This is a genomic window from Brachybacterium sp. AG952 (assembly GCF_004362645.1).
Classification (GTDB): Bacteria; Actinomycetota; Actinomycetes; order Actinomycetales; family Dermabacteraceae; genus Brachybacterium; species Brachybacterium conglomeratum.
Genome location: NZ_SNXV01000001.1, coordinates 26,445 through 44,259 on the forward strand (window position 1 = coordinate 26,445; position 17,815 = coordinate 44,259).

The 17,815-nt window shown below is 71.9% G+C and carries 16 protein-coding genes and 1 riboswitch; of the genes, 8 read left to right on the forward strand and 8 right to left on the reverse strand.

Features of this window, described 5'->3' with window-relative positions; genetic code table 11:
* Window positions 1-218 precede the first annotated feature (218 nt).
* From ribH to dnaA, 8 genes are all read right to left on the reverse strand, one after another.
* A complete protein-coding gene (ribH, locus tag DEU31_RS00140; RefSeq protein WP_010552012.1) occupies window positions 219-701 on the reverse strand; it encodes a 6,7-dimethyl-8-ribityllumazine synthase in 483 nt (160 codons plus the stop codon).
* Window positions 698-2,038, reverse strand: coding sequence for a 3,4-dihydroxy-2-butanone-4-phosphate synthase (ribB, locus tag DEU31_RS00145; RefSeq protein ID WP_010552013.1), 1,341 nt, complete (start codon window positions 2,036-2,038; stop codon window positions 698-700). Before ribB ends, ribH begins: the two co-directional genes overlap by 4 nt.
* Window positions 2,035-2,673, reverse strand: a complete 639-nt coding sequence (locus DEU31_RS00150) for a riboflavin synthase (protein WP_133674924.1) — start codon at window positions 2,671-2,673, stop codon at window positions 2,035-2,037. Before DEU31_RS00150 ends, ribB begins: the two co-directional genes overlap by 4 nt.
* A gap of 17 nt (window positions 2,674-2,690) precedes the next feature.
* Window positions 2,691-3,791, reverse strand: a complete 1,101-nt coding sequence (gene ribD / locus DEU31_RS00155; RefSeq protein ID WP_133674926.1) for a bifunctional diaminohydroxyphosphoribosylaminopyrimidine deaminase/5-amino-6-(5-phosphoribosylamino)uracil reductase RibD — start codon at window positions 3,789-3,791, stop codon at window positions 2,691-2,693.
* Between the two features lie 114 nt (window positions 3,792-3,905).
* A riboswitch (FMN riboswitch) is annotated at window positions 3,906-4,035 on the reverse strand.
* Between the two features lie 197 nt (window positions 4,036-4,232).
* A complete protein-coding gene (locus tag DEU31_RS00160) occupies window positions 4,233-4,781 on the reverse strand; it encodes a DciA family protein (RefSeq protein WP_234695663.1) in 549 nt (182 codons plus the stop codon).
* Between the two features lie 263 nt (window positions 4,782-5,044).
* Window positions 5,045-6,304: a DNA replication/repair protein RecF gene (gene recF / locus DEU31_RS00165; RefSeq protein ID WP_010552017.1), complete on the reverse strand. Its 1,260-nt coding sequence runs from the start codon at window positions 6,302-6,304 to the stop codon at window positions 5,045-5,047.
* A 19-nt stretch (window positions 6,305-6,323) separates the two neighbouring features.
* The gene (gene dnaN, locus DEU31_RS00170; RefSeq protein WP_133674928.1) at window positions 6,324-7,448 is read right to left on the reverse strand and encodes a DNA polymerase III subunit beta; all 1,125 of its coding nucleotides are present in this window, start codon (window positions 7,446-7,448) and stop codon (window positions 6,324-6,326) included.
* Window positions 7,449-7,924: 476 nt separating this feature from the next.
* Window positions 7,925-9,625 (reverse strand): chromosomal replication initiator protein DnaA, encoded by a 1,701-nt coding sequence (gene dnaA / locus DEU31_RS00175; protein ID WP_010552020.1) that lies wholly within the window; start codon window positions 9,623-9,625, stop codon window positions 7,925-7,927.
* Window positions 9,626-10,074: 449 nt separating this feature from the next.
* Between dnaA and rpmH the strand changes: the two genes are divergently transcribed.
* The 8 genes from rpmH to DEU31_RS00215 all read left to right on the forward strand — a co-directional run bounded on the left by rpmH (window position 10,075) and on the right by DEU31_RS00215 (window position 16,783).
* Window positions 10,075-10,212, forward strand: a complete 138-nt coding sequence (rpmH, locus tag DEU31_RS00180) for a 50S ribosomal protein L34 (protein WP_010552021.1) — start codon at window positions 10,075-10,077, stop codon at window positions 10,210-10,212.
* Window positions 10,213-10,247: 35 nt separating this feature from the next.
* On the forward strand, window positions 10,248-10,616 hold the full coding sequence (gene rnpA / locus DEU31_RS00185) for a ribonuclease P protein component (protein WP_029360897.1): 369 nt from the start codon (window positions 10,248-10,250) through the stop codon (window positions 10,614-10,616).
* Complete coding sequence (gene yidD / locus DEU31_RS00190; protein ID WP_010552023.1) at window positions 10,613-10,936, forward strand: membrane protein insertion efficiency factor YidD; 324 nt, start codon at window positions 10,613-10,615, stop codon at window positions 10,934-10,936. The genes rnpA and yidD overlap by 4 nt, the downstream gene beginning before the upstream one ends.
* An 85-nt stretch (window positions 10,937-11,021) precedes the next feature.
* Window positions 11,022-12,125, forward strand: a complete 1,104-nt coding sequence (gene yidC, locus DEU31_RS00195; protein WP_133674931.1) for a membrane protein insertase YidC — start codon at window positions 11,022-11,024, stop codon at window positions 12,123-12,125.
* 64 nt (window positions 12,126-12,189) lie between these two features.
* A complete protein-coding gene (locus tag DEU31_RS00200; RefSeq protein ID WP_010552025.1) occupies window positions 12,190-12,855 on the forward strand; it encodes a R3H domain-containing nucleic acid-binding protein in 666 nt (221 codons plus the stop codon).
* Between the two features lie 8 nt (window positions 12,856-12,863).
* Window positions 12,864-13,529, forward strand: a complete 666-nt coding sequence (rsmG, locus tag DEU31_RS00205; protein ID WP_010552026.1) for a 16S rRNA (guanine(527)-N(7))-methyltransferase RsmG — start codon at window positions 12,864-12,866, stop codon at window positions 13,527-13,529.
* Complete coding sequence (locus tag DEU31_RS00210; protein ID WP_243733652.1) at window positions 13,516-14,445, forward strand: ParA family protein; 930 nt, start codon at window positions 13,516-13,518, stop codon at window positions 14,443-14,445. Before rsmG ends, DEU31_RS00210 begins: the two co-directional genes overlap by 14 nt.
* Window positions 14,446-14,530: 85 nt before the next feature.
* Window positions 14,531-16,783 (forward strand): ParB/RepB/Spo0J family partition protein, encoded by a 2,253-nt coding sequence (locus DEU31_RS00215; protein WP_133674933.1) that lies wholly within the window; start codon window positions 14,531-14,533, stop codon window positions 16,781-16,783.
* Window positions 16,784-17,815 lie beyond the last annotated feature (1,032 nt).

The window sequence follows — 17,815 nt, forward strand, 5'->3', positions numbered from 1 at the left end:
GTCGGCCGAACCGCCGTCATCCTATCGGAGAACGGGTGCTGGGCCTATTCGACGCCCCGTTCCTGTGGACGACGCGACGCTGGATGCGTCCCAGACGCTCCGTGACGGCCTCTTCAACGCGCTCCGGGAGCCTCGGATGGGGGCGGGTACGCCCGAGGGGGTCCGGAGGCGGCACAGGCGCGCCTGGGATGTCCGCTCTCGGGCGTACCGCACGGGGCTCAGCGGGCGACGTCCGGGAGCCCCGCGAGCACCTCGGCGGTGGCGAGCGCCGCCGCGGCCGCCTCGTGCCCCTTGTCCTCCACGGAGCCGGGAAGGCCGGCCCGATCCCGTGCCTGCTCGTCGGTGTCGCAGGTCAGGAGCCCGAAGCCGACGGGGACGCCGTGGTCGAGGGATACCCGGCTGAGCCCGTCGGTCGCCGCGGAGCAGACGTAGTCGAAGTGCGGGGTGCCGCCGCGGATCACGACGCCGAGGGCGATCACGGCCTCGTGGCTGCGGGCGAGGCGGTCCGCGACCACGGGCAGCTCGAAGGAGCCGGGCACGCGCACCAGGGTGGGATGGTCGATGCCGGCATCGGCGCAGGCGCGCAGGGCGCCGGCGACCAGGCCGTCCATCACCTCCTCGTGCCAGGACGCGGCGACGATCGCGACGCGGGCGTCGGGGCGGGCGGTGATCTGGGGGGTGGGGGCGCCGTGGCCGCTCATGAGGTTCCTCCGGGGGTCGTGACAGGGGTGGTGGTGGGATCGAGCGCGGGAAGCCCGGTCAGGTGGTGGCCCAGCCGGTCCCGCTTGGTGGTGAGATACGCGAGGTTCTCGGGGGTGGGGTGGGCCTCGAGGTCGAGGACCCGGTGCACGCGCGTGCCGCCGGCGCGCAGGGCGTCGGCCTTCTCGGGGTTGTGGGTGAGCAGGTCGATCGCGGTGACGCCGAGGTGCTCGAGGATCCGCGGGACCGCGGCGAAGCTGCGCTCGTCCACGGGCAGCCCGAGGTCGAGGTTCGCCTCGACGGTGTCGCGGCCCGCGTCCTGCAGGGCGTAGGCCCGCAGCTTCTGGACCAGGCCGATGCCGCGGCCCTCGTGCCCGCGCAGCAGCACCAGCACGCCGCGGCCGGCGGCGGAGATCCGGGCGAGGGACTCGTGCAGCTGGGGTCCGCAGTCGCAGCGCAGCGAGCCGATCACGTCGCCGGTCACGCACTCGGAGTGGACCCGCGTGAGCACGGGCTCCTCCCCGGTGACGTCCCCGGCCACGAGCACCAGGTGCTCCGCCGTGCCCTCCCGCACGGCGAGGGCGCGGAAGGCGCCGTGGGCCGAGGGCAGCGGCACCGCCTCGGTGAACTCGAGCAGGGCGGGGACCGGCCCGGCCGACGCGGCCGACGCCGGGGCGGCCGGTGCGGACGACGGCACTGCCGACGCGAGCGGCGCCGCCTCCCCGATCTCCCGCCGGTGCGCGGCGAGGTCCTCGATGGAGATCATCGCCAGGCCGTGCTCGTCGGCGAAGGCGCGCAGCGCAGGCCCGCGCTGCATGGTGCCGTCGTCGTGGACGAGCTCGACGATCATCCCGACCGCGGGCAGACCTGCCATCCGTGTGAGGTCCACAGCGGCCTCGGTGTGGCCGCGCCGCTCGAGCACCCCGCCGGCCTTCGCCCGCAGCGGCAGCACGTGCCCGGGCCGGATCAGGTCGGTCGGGACGGAGCCGGGATCGGCGAGGACGGTGAGGGTGCGGGCCCGGTCCGCTGCGGAGATGCCGGTGGTGACCCCCTCCGCCGCATCGACCGTGATCGTGTACGCGGTGCGGAAGGGGTCCGCGTTGGCGGCGACCATCAGCGGCAGCTCGAGGGCGTCGGCCCGCTCGGCGCTCATCGGCGCGCACAGCAGCCCGCTCGAGTGCCGGACCGCGAAGGCGACCTGCTCGGGGGTGGCGGTCGCGGCGGCGAGGATCAGGTCGCCCTCGTTCTCGCGGTCCTCGTCGTCCACCACCACGACGGGCCGGCCGGCGGCGATCTCCGCGATCGCGGCGGGCACGGGATCCAGGCGCAGGCCGGTCATCGTCCCTGCTCCGACCCGGTCACGGCCTCCGGGGCGCCCGCGGGCAGCAGACCGGCGGTGAGCTTCTCGACGTACTTCGCGAGCACGTCGACCTCGAGGTCCACGCCCTCGCCGACGGCGCGGGTGCCCAGCGTGGTGCGCTCGAGGGTCTCGGGGATCAGGCCGATGGTGACCTCGTCGCCATCGATCGCGGCGACGGTGAGGCTGACCCCGTCCACGGCGAGGGAGCCCTTGGGCACCACGTAGCGGGAGAGGCCGCCCGGCAGGCGCAGGCGCAGGAGGGTGGTGCCGGCCTGCTCGTCGCGGGAGAGGATCTCGCCGACGCCGTCGACGTGGCCCTGCACGATGTGCCCGTCCAGGCGGCCGTCGGCCCGCACGCAGCGCTCGAAGTTCACGCGGTCGCCGGGGCGGAGCGTGCCGAGCGTGGTCGCGGCGAGGGTGGTGGCGATGACGTCGGCGCTCCACGTCTCGCCGACGACGGCGGTGACGGTGAGGCAGCAGCCGTTCACGGCGATCGAGTCGCCGAGCGCGATGCCCTCGAGCACGCGCGGGGAGCGGATCCGCAGGGCGGCGGGGTCGGCGCCGAGGTCGAGCGCCTCGACGGTGCCGAGCTCCTCGATGATTCCGGTGAACATGGTGGTGTCCTTCCTGGTCAGGCCGGGGCGGGGGTAGTGCGGGGGTGGAGGGTGAGGCGGAGGTCCCTCGCGCCGCCCGGCGTGGGCAGCGGGGCGACGTCCGTGAGCTCGAGGTCGAGCCGCTGGGCGAGGGTGGTGATCCCGAGGTCGGCGACGCCGGGGCGGCCGGCGCCGAGCAGGGTGGGGGCGAGGTGCACGATCAGCTCGTCGACGAGCCCGGCGCGGAGGAAGGCGGCGGCGAGGGTGGGCCCGCCCTCGAGCAGCACGTGCCGGATCCCGCGGTCGAAGAGCGTCGCGAGCGCGGCCGACGGGTCGCGGGTGGGCAGGTGCAGCGCCTCCCCGGCGCCGTCGACGGCGGGCAGGTCCGGCGCCTCGGAGGTGCCCATCACGACGCGCAGCGGCTGGCGGGGGTGGAGGGTCCCGTCCGGCCGTCGGGCCGTGAGCGTGGGGCGGTCGCTGCGGGCGGTGCCGGTGCCGACGAGGACGGCGTCGCAGGTGGTGCGCAGCCGGTGCACCTCCTCGCGGGCGGCGGGGCCGGTGATCCACTGGCTGGTGCCGTCGGCCGCGGCGGCGCGTCCGTCGAGGGTGAGCGCGGTCTTCACCGTGACCAGGGGCCGGGCATGGGCGAGGCCGTGCTCCCAGCCTCGGTTCAGGGCCGCGGCGGTGGCGGCGAGCTCGGCGGGGACGTCGCCGACGACCTCGACCCCGGCCGCGCGCAGGCGGTCGATGCCGCCTGCGGCCTGCGGGTTCGGGTCGCGCCGGGCGACGACGGCACGGGCGATCCCGGCCTCGAGCAGCGCCTGGGTGCAGGGGCCGGTGCGACCGGTGTGGTCGCAGGGCTCGAGGGTGACCACGGCCGTCGCGCCGCGCAGGGCCGCGGGGGCTCCCGGCAGCTCCCGGGCACGGGCGAGGGCGTCGGCCTCGGCGTGGGCGGTGCCGGCCCCGCGGTGATGGCCCTCGGCGAGGATCGTCCCGTCGGCGGCGAGGAGCACGCAGCCGACGCGGGGGTTCGGGCCGAGCGGCACGGCGGGGTCCGCGGCGATCTCGAGCGCGCGGCGCAGCGCGGCGTTCTCCGCAGGGGTGATCCTCGCAGCGTCCTGCGTGGTGCCGGGGTCCATGGCCTCTCCTCCGTCCGCTGCTCGCGGTCCCGGAGGGAGAGGAAGTAAGGGGACGACGTCACCGGGGGCGCCGGCCGGGCCCGGAGGGGCGGCAGGGACGCCAGGCGACGTCGACCGCGTGCGCTTCCCATCCGGACTCTCACCGTCGGTCCAGGAGTTCCACCTGGTCAGCCTCGGGCCATGGGCCCTCGGGTCGCGGACTGTCACCGCCGGCTCGGAATTTCACCGACCCCAGTGCACGCGAGCATCATCAGCTCGTCGAGAGCACACCGTAGCAGGGTCGGCCGGGAGGATGACGGCGGATGAACGCCGGATCACTCGCCGGCAGGTCGATCAGGCTCCACCCACCCGCTGATCTCCTACCACTCGTCCCTCGCAGCACGTCGATCAGGCTCCACCCACCCGCTGATCTCCTACCACTCGTCCCTCGCAGCACGTCGATCAGCCATACGTATCCCGGGGTCCGCGCCAGGTCACCGTCCGTCGGCCCTTCTTCCAGCTGCGCTCGGCGGCGGCGGGGCCGGTGACCTTCAGCTCCGAGACGACGTGGGAGCCGACGTGCTCCTCGATGGTGGTGATCAGCTGCGGGGTGAGCATCCGCAGCTGCGCAGCCCACGCCGAGGAGGAGGCGCTGACCACCAGCACCCCGTCCTCGAAGGAGACCGGGCGGCAGTGCGTCGCGAGCCGCTCGCCGACGATCTCGTCCCACTCGTCCAGCACCCGTCCGGTGCTCATCCCGGCGTTCCAGCCGAGGTTCCCCAGCACCTTCTTCAGCACCAGCTCGATGCCCTGCGGGTCCCGCGGGTCCGGGCGCGAGCCGGAGTAGCCCGGCGCCCGGCCGGACCGGTCGCGCACGTCCCTGGCCTGCGTCTTCGCGGAGATCGGGAAGAGGCCACGGTCGCGGGCGGCGGCACGGGAGCGGTTGACGGTGCGGCGGGCGAGCTCGAAGGGATCCGCCGGCGCCGGCAGGTCCGGCGGATCGTAGAGCACCTGCTCCTCGCGGTCGGGATCCCCGGGGCCGACGGGCGTCGGTGCGCCGGAGCGGGACGCGACGGAGCCACGAGCCTCCTCGCCGCCCGGCCGCGCTCCGCCGCGGGCACGCTCGGCACCGTCCCCGTTCCGGGCACCGCCCCGCACGGGCACGGCAGCCGGAGCCGTCGGCGAGGTCGACTGCTCCTCGGACCCCGCCGCTGCCCCGCTCCAGGTGCCGAGCCCGTACGGGTTCGCGATCCTCGGGCGCGGAGCACCGCCGTTCATCGCAGCCCGCCCCCGCTGCGCGGGACCGCCTCGCCGAGCGTCACGTCGACCACGTGGATCTCGCCGTCGAGGGAGGCGGGGATGTCGGTGTCGTTCGCGGTCGTGATCAGCACCTGCGAGGCGTCGGTGACGATCCGGCCGAGCCGCTCGCGGCGATGGACGTCCAGCTCGCTGAAGACGTCGTCGAGGATCAGGATCGGCTCGCCGTCGCCGAGGTCGCCCTCCTCGAGGCGCAGCAGGTCGTAGCTGGCCAGGCGCAGGGCGAGCGCGAGGGACCAGGACTCGCCGTGGCTCGCGTAGCCCTTCGCGGGGAAGTCGTGCAGGCGGATCTCGAGGTCGTCGCGGTGCGGGCCGGTGAGGTTCGTGCCGCGGTCGATCTCCTCGTCGTGCCGTGCGGAGACCAGGGCGAGCAGGGCGTCGTGGATCTCGCGGGTGCCGGGAAGCTCCCCGGGCGCGGCGCCGAGCTCGTCGAGCACGTCGGAGCGGTAGCGGACGTCCGCCGGGGAGGCGACCTCGCCGCGCTGGTCAGGGGGCAGGTCGAGCGCCTGCTCGGCCCCCTCGTCGGTCGAGACCCGCAGGTAGGAGTAGCCCAGGTGGGGGCTCAGACGGTTCACGAGGTGGAGCCGGGCGCGCAGCAGCTCGGCGCCGTGACGGGCGAGCTGCTGGTCCCAGACCTCGAGCGTGGAGGCCGCCGACTCGGCCGGGTCCAGCCCGCCGACGCTGCGTCCCGAGCCGCCGCGCCGCATCGAGCGCATCTGCTTGAGCAGGTTGCCGCGCTGCTTGAGGACCCGGTCGTAGTCGGCCTTGATCGAGGCGAAGCGGGGCGCGATCTCGAACAGGAGCTCGTCGAGGAAGCGGCGCCTGCCCTCGGGATCGGCCTTGACCAGTCCCAGGTCCTCCGGGGCGAAGAGCACCGCCCGCACCTCGCCGAGCAGGTCGCGCAGCCGGGAGACGTTCTGCCCCTGGAGCCGAGCGCGGTTCGCCTTGCCGGGGGTGATCTCGAGGTCGATCTGCAGCGGCCGGCCGGCGCGTTCGAAGCTCGCGCGGACGATCGCGGTGGACTCGCCGCGGTGCACGAGCGCGGCGTCGTGGGGGACGCGATGGCTCGAGAGCGTCGCGAGGTACCACAGCGCCTCGACGATATTGGTCTTGCCCTGCCCGTTCGGGCCCACCATGACGGTGATGCCGGGACGGACGGGCAGGCTCAGCTGCCGGTAGGAGCGGAAGTCGGTGAGTTCGAGCGCGGTCAGGTGCACGGAGGGAGCTCGCCCTCCCTCAGATCCGCATCGGCATGATGAGGTACCGGTAGGAGTTGTCGGGCTCGCCCTCGAGCGAGTCCTGCCCGGTCATCACCGAAGGCTTGATCGAGTCGGTGAAGGTCAGGCGGGCGAACTCGCTGCCGAGCGCGCCGAGGCCGTCGAGCAGGAAGCCCGAGTTGAAGCCGACGACGAGGTCCTCGCCCTCGAGCTGCGCCTCGAGCACCTCGCTGGCCTGGGCGTCGTCGCCGGCGCCGGCCTCGAGCGCCACCTGGCCCTCGGAGAAGGACAGGCGCACGGGAGTGTTCCGCTCGGCGACCAGGGAGACGCGCTTGACCGCGTCGATCAGCGCGCCGGTGGAGACGACGGCGGTGATCGCGGTGGTCTCGGGGAACAGGCGTCGCACCGGCGGGTAGTCGCCGTCGACGAGGGTGGAGGTGGTGCGGCGGCCGCCGGCCTCGAAGCCGATCAGGTTCGCGGAGTCCTCGTCGGACAGCGCGATCTCGACGCCGCCGCCGGTCGCGAGCGAGCGGGCGACCTCGTGGAGGGTGCGGCCGCGGACCAGGGCGGTGAGCTCGGCGCCGGGCGACGAGGGGTTCCAGGTCAGCTCGCGCAGCGCCAGGCGGTAGCGGTCGGTGGCCATCAGGGTCATGGTCTCGCCGCTGATCTCGACCTTCACGCCGGTCAGCAGCGGGAGGGTGTCGTCCTTCGAGGCCGCGACGGTGACCTGGGAGATCGCCTCGGAGAACACGTCGGCCGCGACGGTGCCGGCGACCGGGGGCATGGTCGGCAGCTGCGGGTACTCCTCGACCGGGAGGGTCGCGAGCGCGAAACGGGCGCTGCCGCAGCGGACCTGGAGCTTCGTGCCCTCGAGGGCGACGCTGACGTCCTTGTTCGGCAGGGCGCGGACGATGTCCGAGAGCATCCGCCCCTGGACCAGCACCTCGCCCGGCTGCTCGATCTCCGCCTCGAGACGGATCTGGGCGCTGACCTCGTAGTCGAAGGTCGAGAGCTGCAGCTCGCCGCCCGCATCGGCGACGATGCGCACGCCCTGCAGGATCGGCATCGCCGGACGGACAGGGAGGGTGCGGGTGGCCCAGGAGACGGCGTCACCGAGGACGCCGCGGTCGAGGTGGAACTTCACCGTTGCCACTCCTTCGCAGTGGTCGAAAGCCGGATCGTGATCGAACGGTGGACAGCGTATCGGTTCCCGGAGCCCTTCGACGACACACCGCCGCAGATCCTTGACTTCCGCCCCTGCTCCTCCGCGCTCCTCGGCCGCTGCTGCCGACCCCCGCCCTCCACATCCACGACGAGCAACAAACTACAGACCTCATCATCACGGCTGTGGATCTCGTGGATAAACGACATGTCTGCAGGCCACAGCCGACACTGTGGACGTGGACGACTCGTCGACAATCACAGGAAGCTCGTGCACGGTCTGTGCACGGATCCCTGCCCTCGTCAGATTCCTGTCATTCCTCCGTGCACATCGGCTCCTGCGCAGATGCTCGTCGTTCCACACTGTCCACAGAGTTATCCACAATTGGGGAGAACGTCGGTCTGACCTGGGATGACATTCTCCGGCGACCTCAGGCGGTCGGCTGAGTCACTCCCGCGTCACTGCCGGGCCGAGGAGCTCGAGCTCTTGATCCTCGCCGTGAGCTCCGTGACCTGGTTGAAGATCGCCCGACGCTCCTTCATCAGCTCGCTGATCTTCTTGTTCGCGTGCATGACGGTGGTGTGGTCGCGGCCGCCGAACTCCTCGCCGATGCGGATCAGCGGCATGTCCGTCAGCTCCCGGCACAGGTACATGCCGATCTGCCGCGCGGAGACCAGGCGCCGGCTGCGGCCGGTGCCCACGATCTCCTCCACCGACAGCCCGAAGTAGGTCGCGGTCTGGGCGATGATCGTCGAGGCGGTGATCTGCGCGCCGTCGTCGTGGGAGAGCAGATCCTTCAGCACGGACTCGGCGAGGGTGACGTCCATCGGCTGGCGGGAGAGGGAGTGCAGCGCCTGCACGCGGATCAGCGCGCCCTCGAGCTCGCGGATGTTCGTGGCGATGTGGCTGGCGATGTACTCCAGCACCTCGTGCGGCACCTCGCCGGTGTTCTCCTGGGCGACCTTCTTGCGCAGGATCGCGATGCGGGTCTCGAGGTCCGGCGGCTGCACGTCCGTCATCAGCCCCATCTCGAAGCGGGAGCGCATCCGGTCCTCGAAGCCGCCGAGCTCCTTCGGCGGCAGGTCCGAGGTGATCACGATCTGCTTGTCCGAGTTGTAGAGCGTGTTGAAGGTGTGGAAGAACGCCTCCATCGTCTCCGGCGCCCGCTGCAGGAACTGGATGTCGTCGATCAGCAGGATGTCGATGTCCCGATAGCGGCGCTGGAACTCCTGCGCCTTGCCGAACTGGCCGGACTGCACCGAGTTGATGAACTCGTTGGTGAACTCCTCGGAGTTCACGTAGCGCACCACCACGTCGGGGTAGAGGCTCTGTGCGTAGTGGCCCACCGCGTGCAGCAGGTGGGTCTTGCCCAGACCGGATCCGCCGTAGATGAACAGCGGGTTGTACGCCTTCGCGGGCGTCTCCGCCACAGCCGACGCGGCCGCCTGCGCGAAGCGGTTCGAGGAGCCGATCACGAAGGTGTCGAAGGTGTACTTGCTGTTCAGGCGCGAGTCCTCGCCGAGGGTCGAGGCGCCGCCGGCGGGGGCGGGGCGGCGCGGCGCCGGACCCGGGGAGGGGGCGGAGGCGCCGCTGAGGGCGGACATCCCCGCATAGGCGCTGGGATCGTCGGCCGCGGAGCCGTGGAACTCGTCCTCCCCGCGGCCGAAGCGCGAAGCGGCGGAGGCGACCGAGTCCGGGGTGCTGCTCGAGGGCAGCGCGGGCCGGCCGGAGGCGGGCTCGGAGGGGAGCACGGAGCCCCGTCCACGACGGAAGGGCGGGGTGTGGACATCCCCCGTGGAACTGTCCACATCGTTGTCCACAGGATGTGCACTGCGGGCGGTGGAGGAGGAGGTCAGCGGCGGTGCAGGGGCCTCGTCCTCGTCGTCCCCCTCCAGCAGCAGCGACTCGTCGACCGTCACGGCGAAGCGGAGGTCCTTGCCGGTGGCCTCGCTGAGGGCGGCCTTCAGGGAACCCGCGATCCGGTTCTCGATCAGCTCCTTCGCCGAGGTGGAGGGCACGGCGAGCAGGGCGGTGTCCGCGACCACGGCCATCAGGCGGGAGAGGGTGAGCAGGGCCATCACACGCTGGGAGACGGTGTCGTCGCGGCGCAGGATGCTCAGCGTGCTGTCCCAGATCGCGTCGGCGTTCGCCTCCGGCATCAGGTGTCCCCCTCAGGTCTCGGGCGCGGGTCGCCACAGTTTTCCACATTATCCTCACCGCTGTGGATCGCCGATGTGGACAACAGGTCGGGGAGCCGCCTCCGACGTGACCGGGACGACCGTGACGATGTGAGCGGCGCCGCCCCGTCGGGCGTCGCTGGGTCGGAGGGACAGGACCCGAAGGGCACGACGGGCCCTCGGGGCCGTCACGACACGCCCCCGGAAGTGAGAATCGGGCCACAACCGGCCCTCAGCGGGGCTCCTCCGTTGACCCCGTGCACCCCCGCGCCTAAAATCGTGCAGTCAGCGCTGCGCGCCGCCCGACGGCACCGTCCCGATGTGGGACACGGCAGCCGCCCCGCCCCGGCGGGTGCGCCCGGACATCCGTTCGCGCAGCAGACCACACGCCACCGCGAGGGGCACGCCCGTGCCCACGATCGAGGAGAACCATGAGCAAGCGCACGTTCCAGCCGAACAACCGCCGCCGCGCCAAGAAGCACGGCTTCCGCGCCCGCATGCGCACCCGCGCCGGCCGCAGCATCCTGAACGCCCGTCGCGCCAAGGGCCGCGCCGAGCTCTCCGCCTGAGACGACGGTGACCAGGGCCGAGGCGTCACGTCGTCGTGTACTGGTCTAGTCGCCGGCTCCACAGCGGCGACGAGTTCCGTGCGGTCACCCGCGGTGGCGCGCGCAGCGCTCGATCCCACGTGGTCGTGCACCTGACCCTGCTCACGCAGGAGGAGGAGGCACCCCGCGTGGGATTCGTCGTGTCCAAGAAGATCGGCAACGCCGTGGTGCGCAACCGCGTCACCCGGCGCCTGCGCGAGATCGTGCGCCCGCATCTCGAGACCCTCCCCGCCGGCAGCGCGATCGTGCTGCGGGCGCTGCCGGGCATCGAGGCTCAGCCCTTCGCCGAGCTCCGCGAGGACGTGGACTCGGCGCTCGCCTCCGCCTCCCGCAAGCTCGCCCGCCGCGAGGAGCGGTCGCGGTGAGCGGCGTCCCGCCGGAGCGCGCGCGAGGTCGCGAGGGCGCGCTGCGGCGCCTGGGCCGCCTGCCGCGCCGGCTGCTGATGCTGCCGGTGCGCGGCTACCAGGTGGGCATCTCGCCGTACACCCCGCCCGCCTGCCGGTACGACCCCGTCTGCTCGCAGTACGGCATGGACGCCCTGCGCACGCACGGGGCCGTCAAGGGGATCCTGCTCACCACCTGGCGGATCCTCCGCTGCAACCCCCTGACCCGCGGGGGGCTCGATCCGGTCCCGGCGCCGGGCATGTGGAGCAATCCACGCCGACTGCGGCGCCCGGCCCCCTAGGGCCTACCCTTGTCCGAGACTCCCGACCACAGCCGGCACCTCGCATGAACGACATGCGCATCCGTGCGGCAGGAAGACCAGGCCGATGAATCCCCTGTATCCGATCGAGTGGGCCGTCGCATGGCTCATGGTGAAGTTCCATGCGGTGCTGTCGCTGTTCATGGATCCGAACTCGGGCATCACCTGGGTGCTGTCCATCGTCGGGCTCACCGCCGTGGTCCGCACCCTGATCATCCCGCTGTTCGTGCGCCAGATCCGCGCCTCGCGCGCGATGCAGATGGTCTCGCCCGAGCTGCAGGCGGTGCAGAAGAAGTACAAGGGCAAGACCGACCAGGAGTCCCGGCAGAAGATGGCCGAGGAGACCATGGCGGTCTACAAGGAGGCCGGCGCCAGCCCGTTCTCTTCCTGCCTGCCGGTGCTGCTCCAGATGCCGATCTTCTTCGGCCTGTTCCGGGTGCTGTTCAACAAGCTGCCCGAGGCCGCCGGCGGTGAGGCCTTCGGCCCGCTGACCACGCCGCTGGCCCAGAGCGCCAGCAACTCGACCATCCTCGGCAACGTCACCATCGCCGACAGCTTCCTGAACTCCGGCGACGGCGGGGCCACCACCAAGATCGTCGCCGGCATCATCATCGCGGCGATGTGCGCGGTCACCTTCTTCACCCAGAAGTCGCTGACCATGAAGAACATGCCCAAGGCCGCCCTCGAGGGCCCCATGGCCAGCACCCAGAAGATGATGCTGTACATGCTCCCGTTCATCTACGTGATCACGGGGCCGGGCATGCCGATCGGTGTGCTCATCTACTGGCTGACCACCAACGTGTGGACCTTCGTCCAGCAGTACATCGTCATCCGCGCGACCCCCACCCCCGGCTCCGACGCGGAGAAGGAGCGCCACGAGCGCATCAACGCCAAGCGCGAGAAGAAGGGTCTGGAGCCGCTGGACTTCACCCCGCCGAAGAAGGTCGCCGAGCCCGATCCGGAGCCCGAGCGGAACATCCGCGTACAGCCCACCTCCAAGAACAAGGGCGGCAAGAAGCTCTCCGACGAGGAGAAGCTGCAGCGCGCCCGCGAGGCCCGCGCCAAGGCCGCCGAGGAGCGGCGCAGGGCGCAGGAGGAGTCCGGTGACTTCCCGGTGCCCCCGCCGAAGAGCTCCCCCCTGGACAAGGGCAAGAAGAAGCGGAAGAAGTGACCTCACGGCCCGGGAGCACGGTCGCTCCCGGGTCGTCCATCCCTGCATTCCCGGAGGACCCTGAATGAACGAGACCATCACCGATCCGTCGTCGGCCGACGAGACCGCCGCCCGGCAGGCGCACGAGGGCACGGATGCCCCGGCCGCCGAGGCCGCGGAGACCGCCGCCCCCGCGGACTCCGCCGGCTCCGCCGAGGCCGCCGAGACGCAGGACGCGGTCGAGAGCGAGTCCGATGACGAGTCCGACGGCGAGTCCGACGAGGAGCGCCTGCGCCGCCTCGAGGAGGAGGGCGACATCGCCGCCGACTACCTCGAGGAGCTGCTGGACATCGCGGACCTCGACGGCGACATCGACATCGACGTGGACGGCGACCGCGCCTCCGTGGAGATCCGCGGCGCGGACCGTCTCGCGGAGCTGAACCGCCCCAAGGGCGAGCTGCTGGACGCGCTGCAGGAGCTCGCGCGCCTCGCGGTCCAGACCCGCACCGGCGCCCGGTCGCGCCTGATGCTGGACATCGGCGGCTTCCGCGCCGAGCACAAGGGCGGACTCGAGGAGCTTGCCGCCTCCGCGATCGCCGAGGCGAAGGAGTCCGGGCAGCCGGTCCCGATGCGGCCGATGAACCCCTTCGAGCGCAAGGTCGTCCATGACGTCGCCAAGCGCGAGGGGCTGCGCTCCGAGTCCGACGGCGACGGCAAGGGCCGTCACGTCGTGATCTACCCGACGTCCTGAGGCCTGCCGTGACGACGCTCCCCGCATCGCTCCGACCCCTGGCCGAGCGCCTCTTCGGCGACCGGCTCGAGCTCGCCGAGCGCTTCGCCGCCCTGCTCGCCGAGCAGGGTCCCGAGCGCGGTCTGATCGGACCGCGCGAGGTGGAGCGGCTCTGGGAGCGCCACCTGCTCAACTGCGCGCTGATGGCCGACGCCATCGACCCGTCGGTCAGGACCCTGGCCGACGTCGGCTCCGGGGCCGGGCTGCCCGGCGTCGTGATCGCGATCGCCCGCCCTGAGCTGCAGGTGACGCTGATCGAGACGATGCAGCGTCGCACCACCTGGCTGGAGGAGGTCGATGCCGAGCTCGGCCTCGGCCTCGAGGTCGTCCGCGCCCGTGCCGAGGAGCTGCACGGCGAGCGGGAGTTCGAGGTGGTCACCGCCCGGGCCGTCGCGGCGCTGGACAAGCTGGCCCGCTGGACCCTCCCGCTGGTGGAGGAGGAGGGGCTGCTGCTGGCGATGAAGGGCTCCTCGGCCGCCGACGAGATCGAGAGGGCCCAGAAGGTGCTCACGAAGCTCGGCGGGATCGACCCCACCATCACCCGGTACGGGATGGGCGAGGTCGAGGTTCCCACTACAGTGGTCCAAGTGCGTCGCCGGCCGAAGGCGAGCAGGAAGGGAGATGCGCGTGGCTGAGAAGCGCGAGGGCTCCTCCCAGGGGGCGGGGTCGATGGACGACACCCCGCTGATGCGCGAGCTCACCCGGGACCACGCCCGCCGCCGGCAGCTGGAGGAGGTCGAGTTCACCTCCCCCGAGCAGACCAGGATCGTGACCATCGCGAACCAGAAGGGCGGGGTGGGGAAGACCTCCACCACCGTGAACCTCGCGGCCGCGCTGACCATGGGCGGCCTGCACGTGCTCGTGATCGACGCCGACCCGCAGGGCAACACCTCCACGGCGCTGAACATCGAGCACCATGCCGAGGTGCCCAGCATGTACGAGGTGCTGGTCGAGTCCGCGCCGCTGTCCGAGGTGGTCCAGGACGTCCCGGACATGGAGCGCCTGCAGTGCGCCCCCGCGACGATCAATCTCTCCGGCGCCGAGATCGAGCTGGTCTCCCTCGTCGCCCGCGAGAACCGGCTGCGCAACGCCATCCGCGAGCACCTCGAGGAGCGGGAGGCCCAGGGCCTGCCCCGCCTGGACTACGTGCTCGTCGACTGCCCGCCCTCCCTCGGCCTGCTCACGGTCAACGCGCTGGTCGCGGCCCGTGAGGTGATGATCCCGATCCAGGCCGAGTACTACGCGCTCGAGGGCCTGACGCTGCTGCTGAACAACATCGACCTGATCCGGCAGCACCTGAACCCGGATCTCGTGGTCTCCACGATCCTGCTGACCATGTACGACGCGCGCACGCGCCTCGCCGCACAGGTCGCCCAGGACGTGCGGGACCACTTCCCCGACCAGACCCTCGAGACCACGATCCCGCGATCGGTGAGGATCTCCGAGGCGCCGAGCTACGGCCAGACCGTGCTCACCTACGATCCCGGCTCCAGCGGGGCGCTCGCCTACCGGGCGGCGGCCTTCGAGCTGAACTCCCGGCCCGCTCCCTGACCTCGACCTCCCCTCACCGCGCGATGTCGCGCCCGGCACGGAGGTCACCCCCACGGTGACGACATTTCTCGGAAGGACAACGGCCATGACGCAGAAGCGAGGACTCGGCAGAGGTCTCGGCGCCCTGATCCCGGGGGCAGGCTCCTCGCCCGCTCCTGAGCAGGAGCTGCGCACGCGCACCCGTCCGCAGGAGGAGGGCAGCTCCGCCGCGTCGAGCACGCGCCCGGTGGACATGTTCTTCTCCGGCGAGAAGGTCTCCTCCGAGGACGCCCCCCAGCGGGGCGGCGCCCGTGACCTGGCGACCGGCATGGCGCGCGCCGCCGCCGAGCGACGCGGCCGCGCCGCGGGCCGCTCCGGCAGCTCGTCGACCGCGAAGCGCTCCGGAGCCGGGAACTCCTCCGGTGGCGCGGACGCGAGCGGTTCCGGCGCCGGGACGGCCGCCGAAGCCTCGACGACCTCCAAGGGCACGGCGGCACAGCGCGGCACGTCGAGCTCGGCGGGCACCGGCTCCCGCTCGACCTCGTCCAAGGGCACCGCGTCCAAGGACTCCGGCACCGCCTCGAAGGGCACCACGTCGAAGAGCACCGCCTCGAAGGGCACGACGACGAAGAGCACTGCGTCGAAGAGCACTGCGTCGAAGGGCACCGCCTCGAAGAGCACCTCGGCGACGTCCGCGCCGTCGACGACCGCGAAGAGCTCGGGAGCCGCGAAGAGCACCGGGACTGTCAAGAGCACCTCCTCGTCCAGGACCTCCTCGCCCGCGAGGAGCACCTCCAGCTCGAAGGGCGCCTCCTCCCCGGCGAAGCGATCCACCGGCGCGAAGAGCGCGGCCGTGCCCACGGCTGCCGCCGACTCGACCGGCACCGCGGAGGGCACCGCCGCCTCGAAGGACGCGAGCGCGACCGCTCGGCCCACCTCGGCGCCGACCACTCCCACCCCCGCCCCCGCGACGGGCGGAGCAGTCGACGAGACCGCTCCGGTCAGGACCGACGAGGTCCCGACCGTCGCCTCCTCGTCGGCCGAGCAGGAGCAGGCTTCTTCGCAGGCCGCTCCTGCCGCCGCAGAGAACGAGGCGACGGCCCCGGCGTCGAGCGCGCAGGATGCGCAGTCCGAGACCGATGACGCGCCGGAGGAGGCCCCGCAGGCCGGCTCCGCGGAGTCGGAGGCCCCCCTGCGCGGCGAGGACAGCCCGATCGTCGACGTCGAGGCGGTCGAGTACACCCGAGTGCGCGACACCGCCCCGTCGGAGGACGCCGAGCCGGCAGCGCCTGCCGAGCCCTCCACGACCGAGCTGCCTGCTGCCGCCCCTCAGGAAGCCCCTGCTGCTCAGAACAGCTCCGCGCCGGCCGACGAGCACCCTGCGACCGACGAGCCCGCTGAGACGGACTCCGAGCACGCAGCTGCGGTCGGTCCCGATGGGGATGCGCGCGATGACGCCGGGGAAGCGCATTCCGGCGCTGCCGGACAGTCCGATGCCGGCTCGGAGCGAGCTCCTCTCGAGAGCCAGGGCCTCGTCAGCGTCCCTGGCGCGGAGTTCGCGGAGATCCCGATCCACGAGGTCCGGGAGAACCCCCGCAACCCGCGCACCATGTTCGACGAGGAGGAGCTCGACGAGCTCGCGTACTCGCTGCGCGAGGTCGGCGTGCTGCAGCCCGTCGTGGTGCGCCCGATCCCGGTCACCGAGGACGGGGAGTCCTTCGAGCTCGTCATGGGCGAGCGCCGGTGGCGCGCCGCCCGCCGTGCCGGTCTCACCGCCATCCCCGCGATCATCCGCGAGACTAGCGACGACGACCTCCTGCGCGACGCGCTCCTCGAGAACCTGCACCGCACCCAGCTGAACCCGCTGGAGGAGGCGAACGCCTACCAGCAGCTGCTCGACGATTTCGGGTGCACGCAGGACGAGCTGGGAGAGCGCATCGGGCGCTCTCGCCCCCAGATCACGAACACGCTCCGCCTGCTGCGGCTCCCCGCCCTCGTGCAGCGCCGTCTCGCCAGCGGAGCGATCAGCGCCGGCCACGCCCGTGCGCTGCTGTCCCTGGACGATCCGACCCTCATGGAGGAGCTCGCCCAGCGGATCGTGAGCGAGGGGCTCTCCGTGCGCGCCGTAGAGCGCCTGGTGGCACGCGGCGGGCAGCAGCAGGCTCCCCGCACCGTTCGCCGCAGCACCTACGATCCGCACGTCGTGGACCTGACGAGCCGGCTGTCGAACCGCCTCGAGGCGCCCGTGCGCATCGACGTGGGCAAGCGCAAGGGCAAGATCACCCTCGAGTTCACGAACCTCGAGGATCTCGAGCGCCTCATGGAGAACATGGGCCTGGAGCTCCCGGCCCCGGAGTGACTCGGGGAGTGCGGGGTCCGTTCCGCACCCGCTCGCTGCAGCGCTGACGTGCTGCGGCGTGGAACGTGCGCCATGCCGTCGTCCCGATGACGAGCGCGCTCCTCTTCTGACCGACGAGAGCGTGCTCGTCCCGTCCCCCTCCCGCCGGCCGAACTCCGCGTTCGCCCGCGAGGAGCACCAGCACCCCGAGGGGGCCCTTCAGTGAAAGGGTCCTTCCTCTAGTGTGAGTGGTGTCACAGTACACACGGATCTGCCATGGACGGTATGTGTGTCAGCTCCGCCCGGTGCACGCGGTGTGGACGCACCTGTCTTCGTCTTCCCTCCGCAGCCTCCTCCGCAGCCCCGCGTCGCCCTCGTACCGGGGGATGATCCCGTGCCATCGATGCAGGCCAGAGTGCAGAACGGAGCTTGTCCACCGTTGTGTACAACTCTGTGGACTGCACTTCTCCAACGGAGAGTGGTTGTCCACGGATGTGTGCACCCTTGTGGAAGCGGAGTCCGTACGTGCCTCGGTCCCTCGTGGTTTCTCGGGAAACATGTGGCTCGCCGCTGCAGATTGCGAGGGCCGCAGGTGTCGGCACTGAGATGCTCCGGTCTCCTGAGGATGCCTGCGCGAGCATCTGATGCCATTCATGCAACGCCGGCCTCGGCTGACTCGCTCCCCTGGGGAGTTCCACGGGAAACCGAGTCGCCTGGTCCTGGGACGTGCGTTCCAGGGCTCGCGGTGCACGATCCTCGAAGGAGGAGAGTCCGCGGCATCCGGGGGACGAGCTGCCCCGCCTCTGCCGGGCCGGTGGTACCCACGTGGAAGATGTCCGTCGCGGGGAACAGTGCCGTATCCGTCGCAGTGATCCCGTCATGTCAACTTGCCCAGTGCACTGTTTCACGCGAAACGCTGGCCAAAGTCCGCCGACCAGGGCTTTCGGACCGCTCTTATGATTATGTTGCTTCGCGCGACGCCTGGTGAGTCATAGGCAGAGTTCCGGTGTCGGGAGTGTCGTCAAAGCCGTGGCGCGGAGTGGTTTTCACGTG

Bases quoted from the DNA above. Each gene is read 5' to 3' on its own strand.
- dnaA (WP_010552020.1), bottom strand. From the start codon at position 9,625: ATGCCGGAGGCGAACGCCGACGCGATCTGGGACAGCACGCTGAGCATC.
- ribB (WP_010552013.1), bottom strand. From the start codon at position 2,038: ATGACCGGCCTGCGCCTGGATCCCGTGCCCGCCGCGATCGCGGAGATC.
- DEU31_RS00215 (WP_133674933.1), top strand. From the start codon at position 14,531: ATGACGCAGAAGCGAGGACTCGGCAGAGGTCTCGGCGCCCTGATCCCG.
- DEU31_RS00150 (WP_133674924.1), bottom strand. From the start codon at position 2,673: ATGTTCACCGGAATCATCGAGGAGCTCGGCACCGTCGAGGCGCTCGAC.
- DEU31_RS00210 (WP_243733652.1), top strand. From the start codon at position 13,516: ATGCGCGTGGCTGAGAAGCGCGAGGGCTCCTCCCAGGGGGCGGGGTCG.
- yidC (WP_133674931.1), top strand. From the start codon at position 11,022: ATGAATCCCCTGTATCCGATCGAGTGGGCCGTCGCATGGCTCATGGTG.
- rpmH (WP_010552021.1), top strand. From the start codon at position 10,075: ATGAGCAAGCGCACGTTCCAGCCGAACAACCGCCGCCGCGCCAAGAAG.
- ribH (WP_010552012.1), bottom strand. From the start codon at position 701: ATGAGCGGCCACGGCGCCCCCACCCCCCAGATCACCGCCCGCCCCGAC.
- DEU31_RS00200 (WP_010552025.1), top strand. From the start codon at position 12,190: ATGAACGAGACCATCACCGATCCGTCGTCGGCCGACGAGACCGCCGCC.
- ribD (WP_133674926.1), bottom strand. From the start codon at position 3,791: ATGGACCCCGGCACCACGCAGGACGCTGCGAGGATCACCCCTGCGGAG.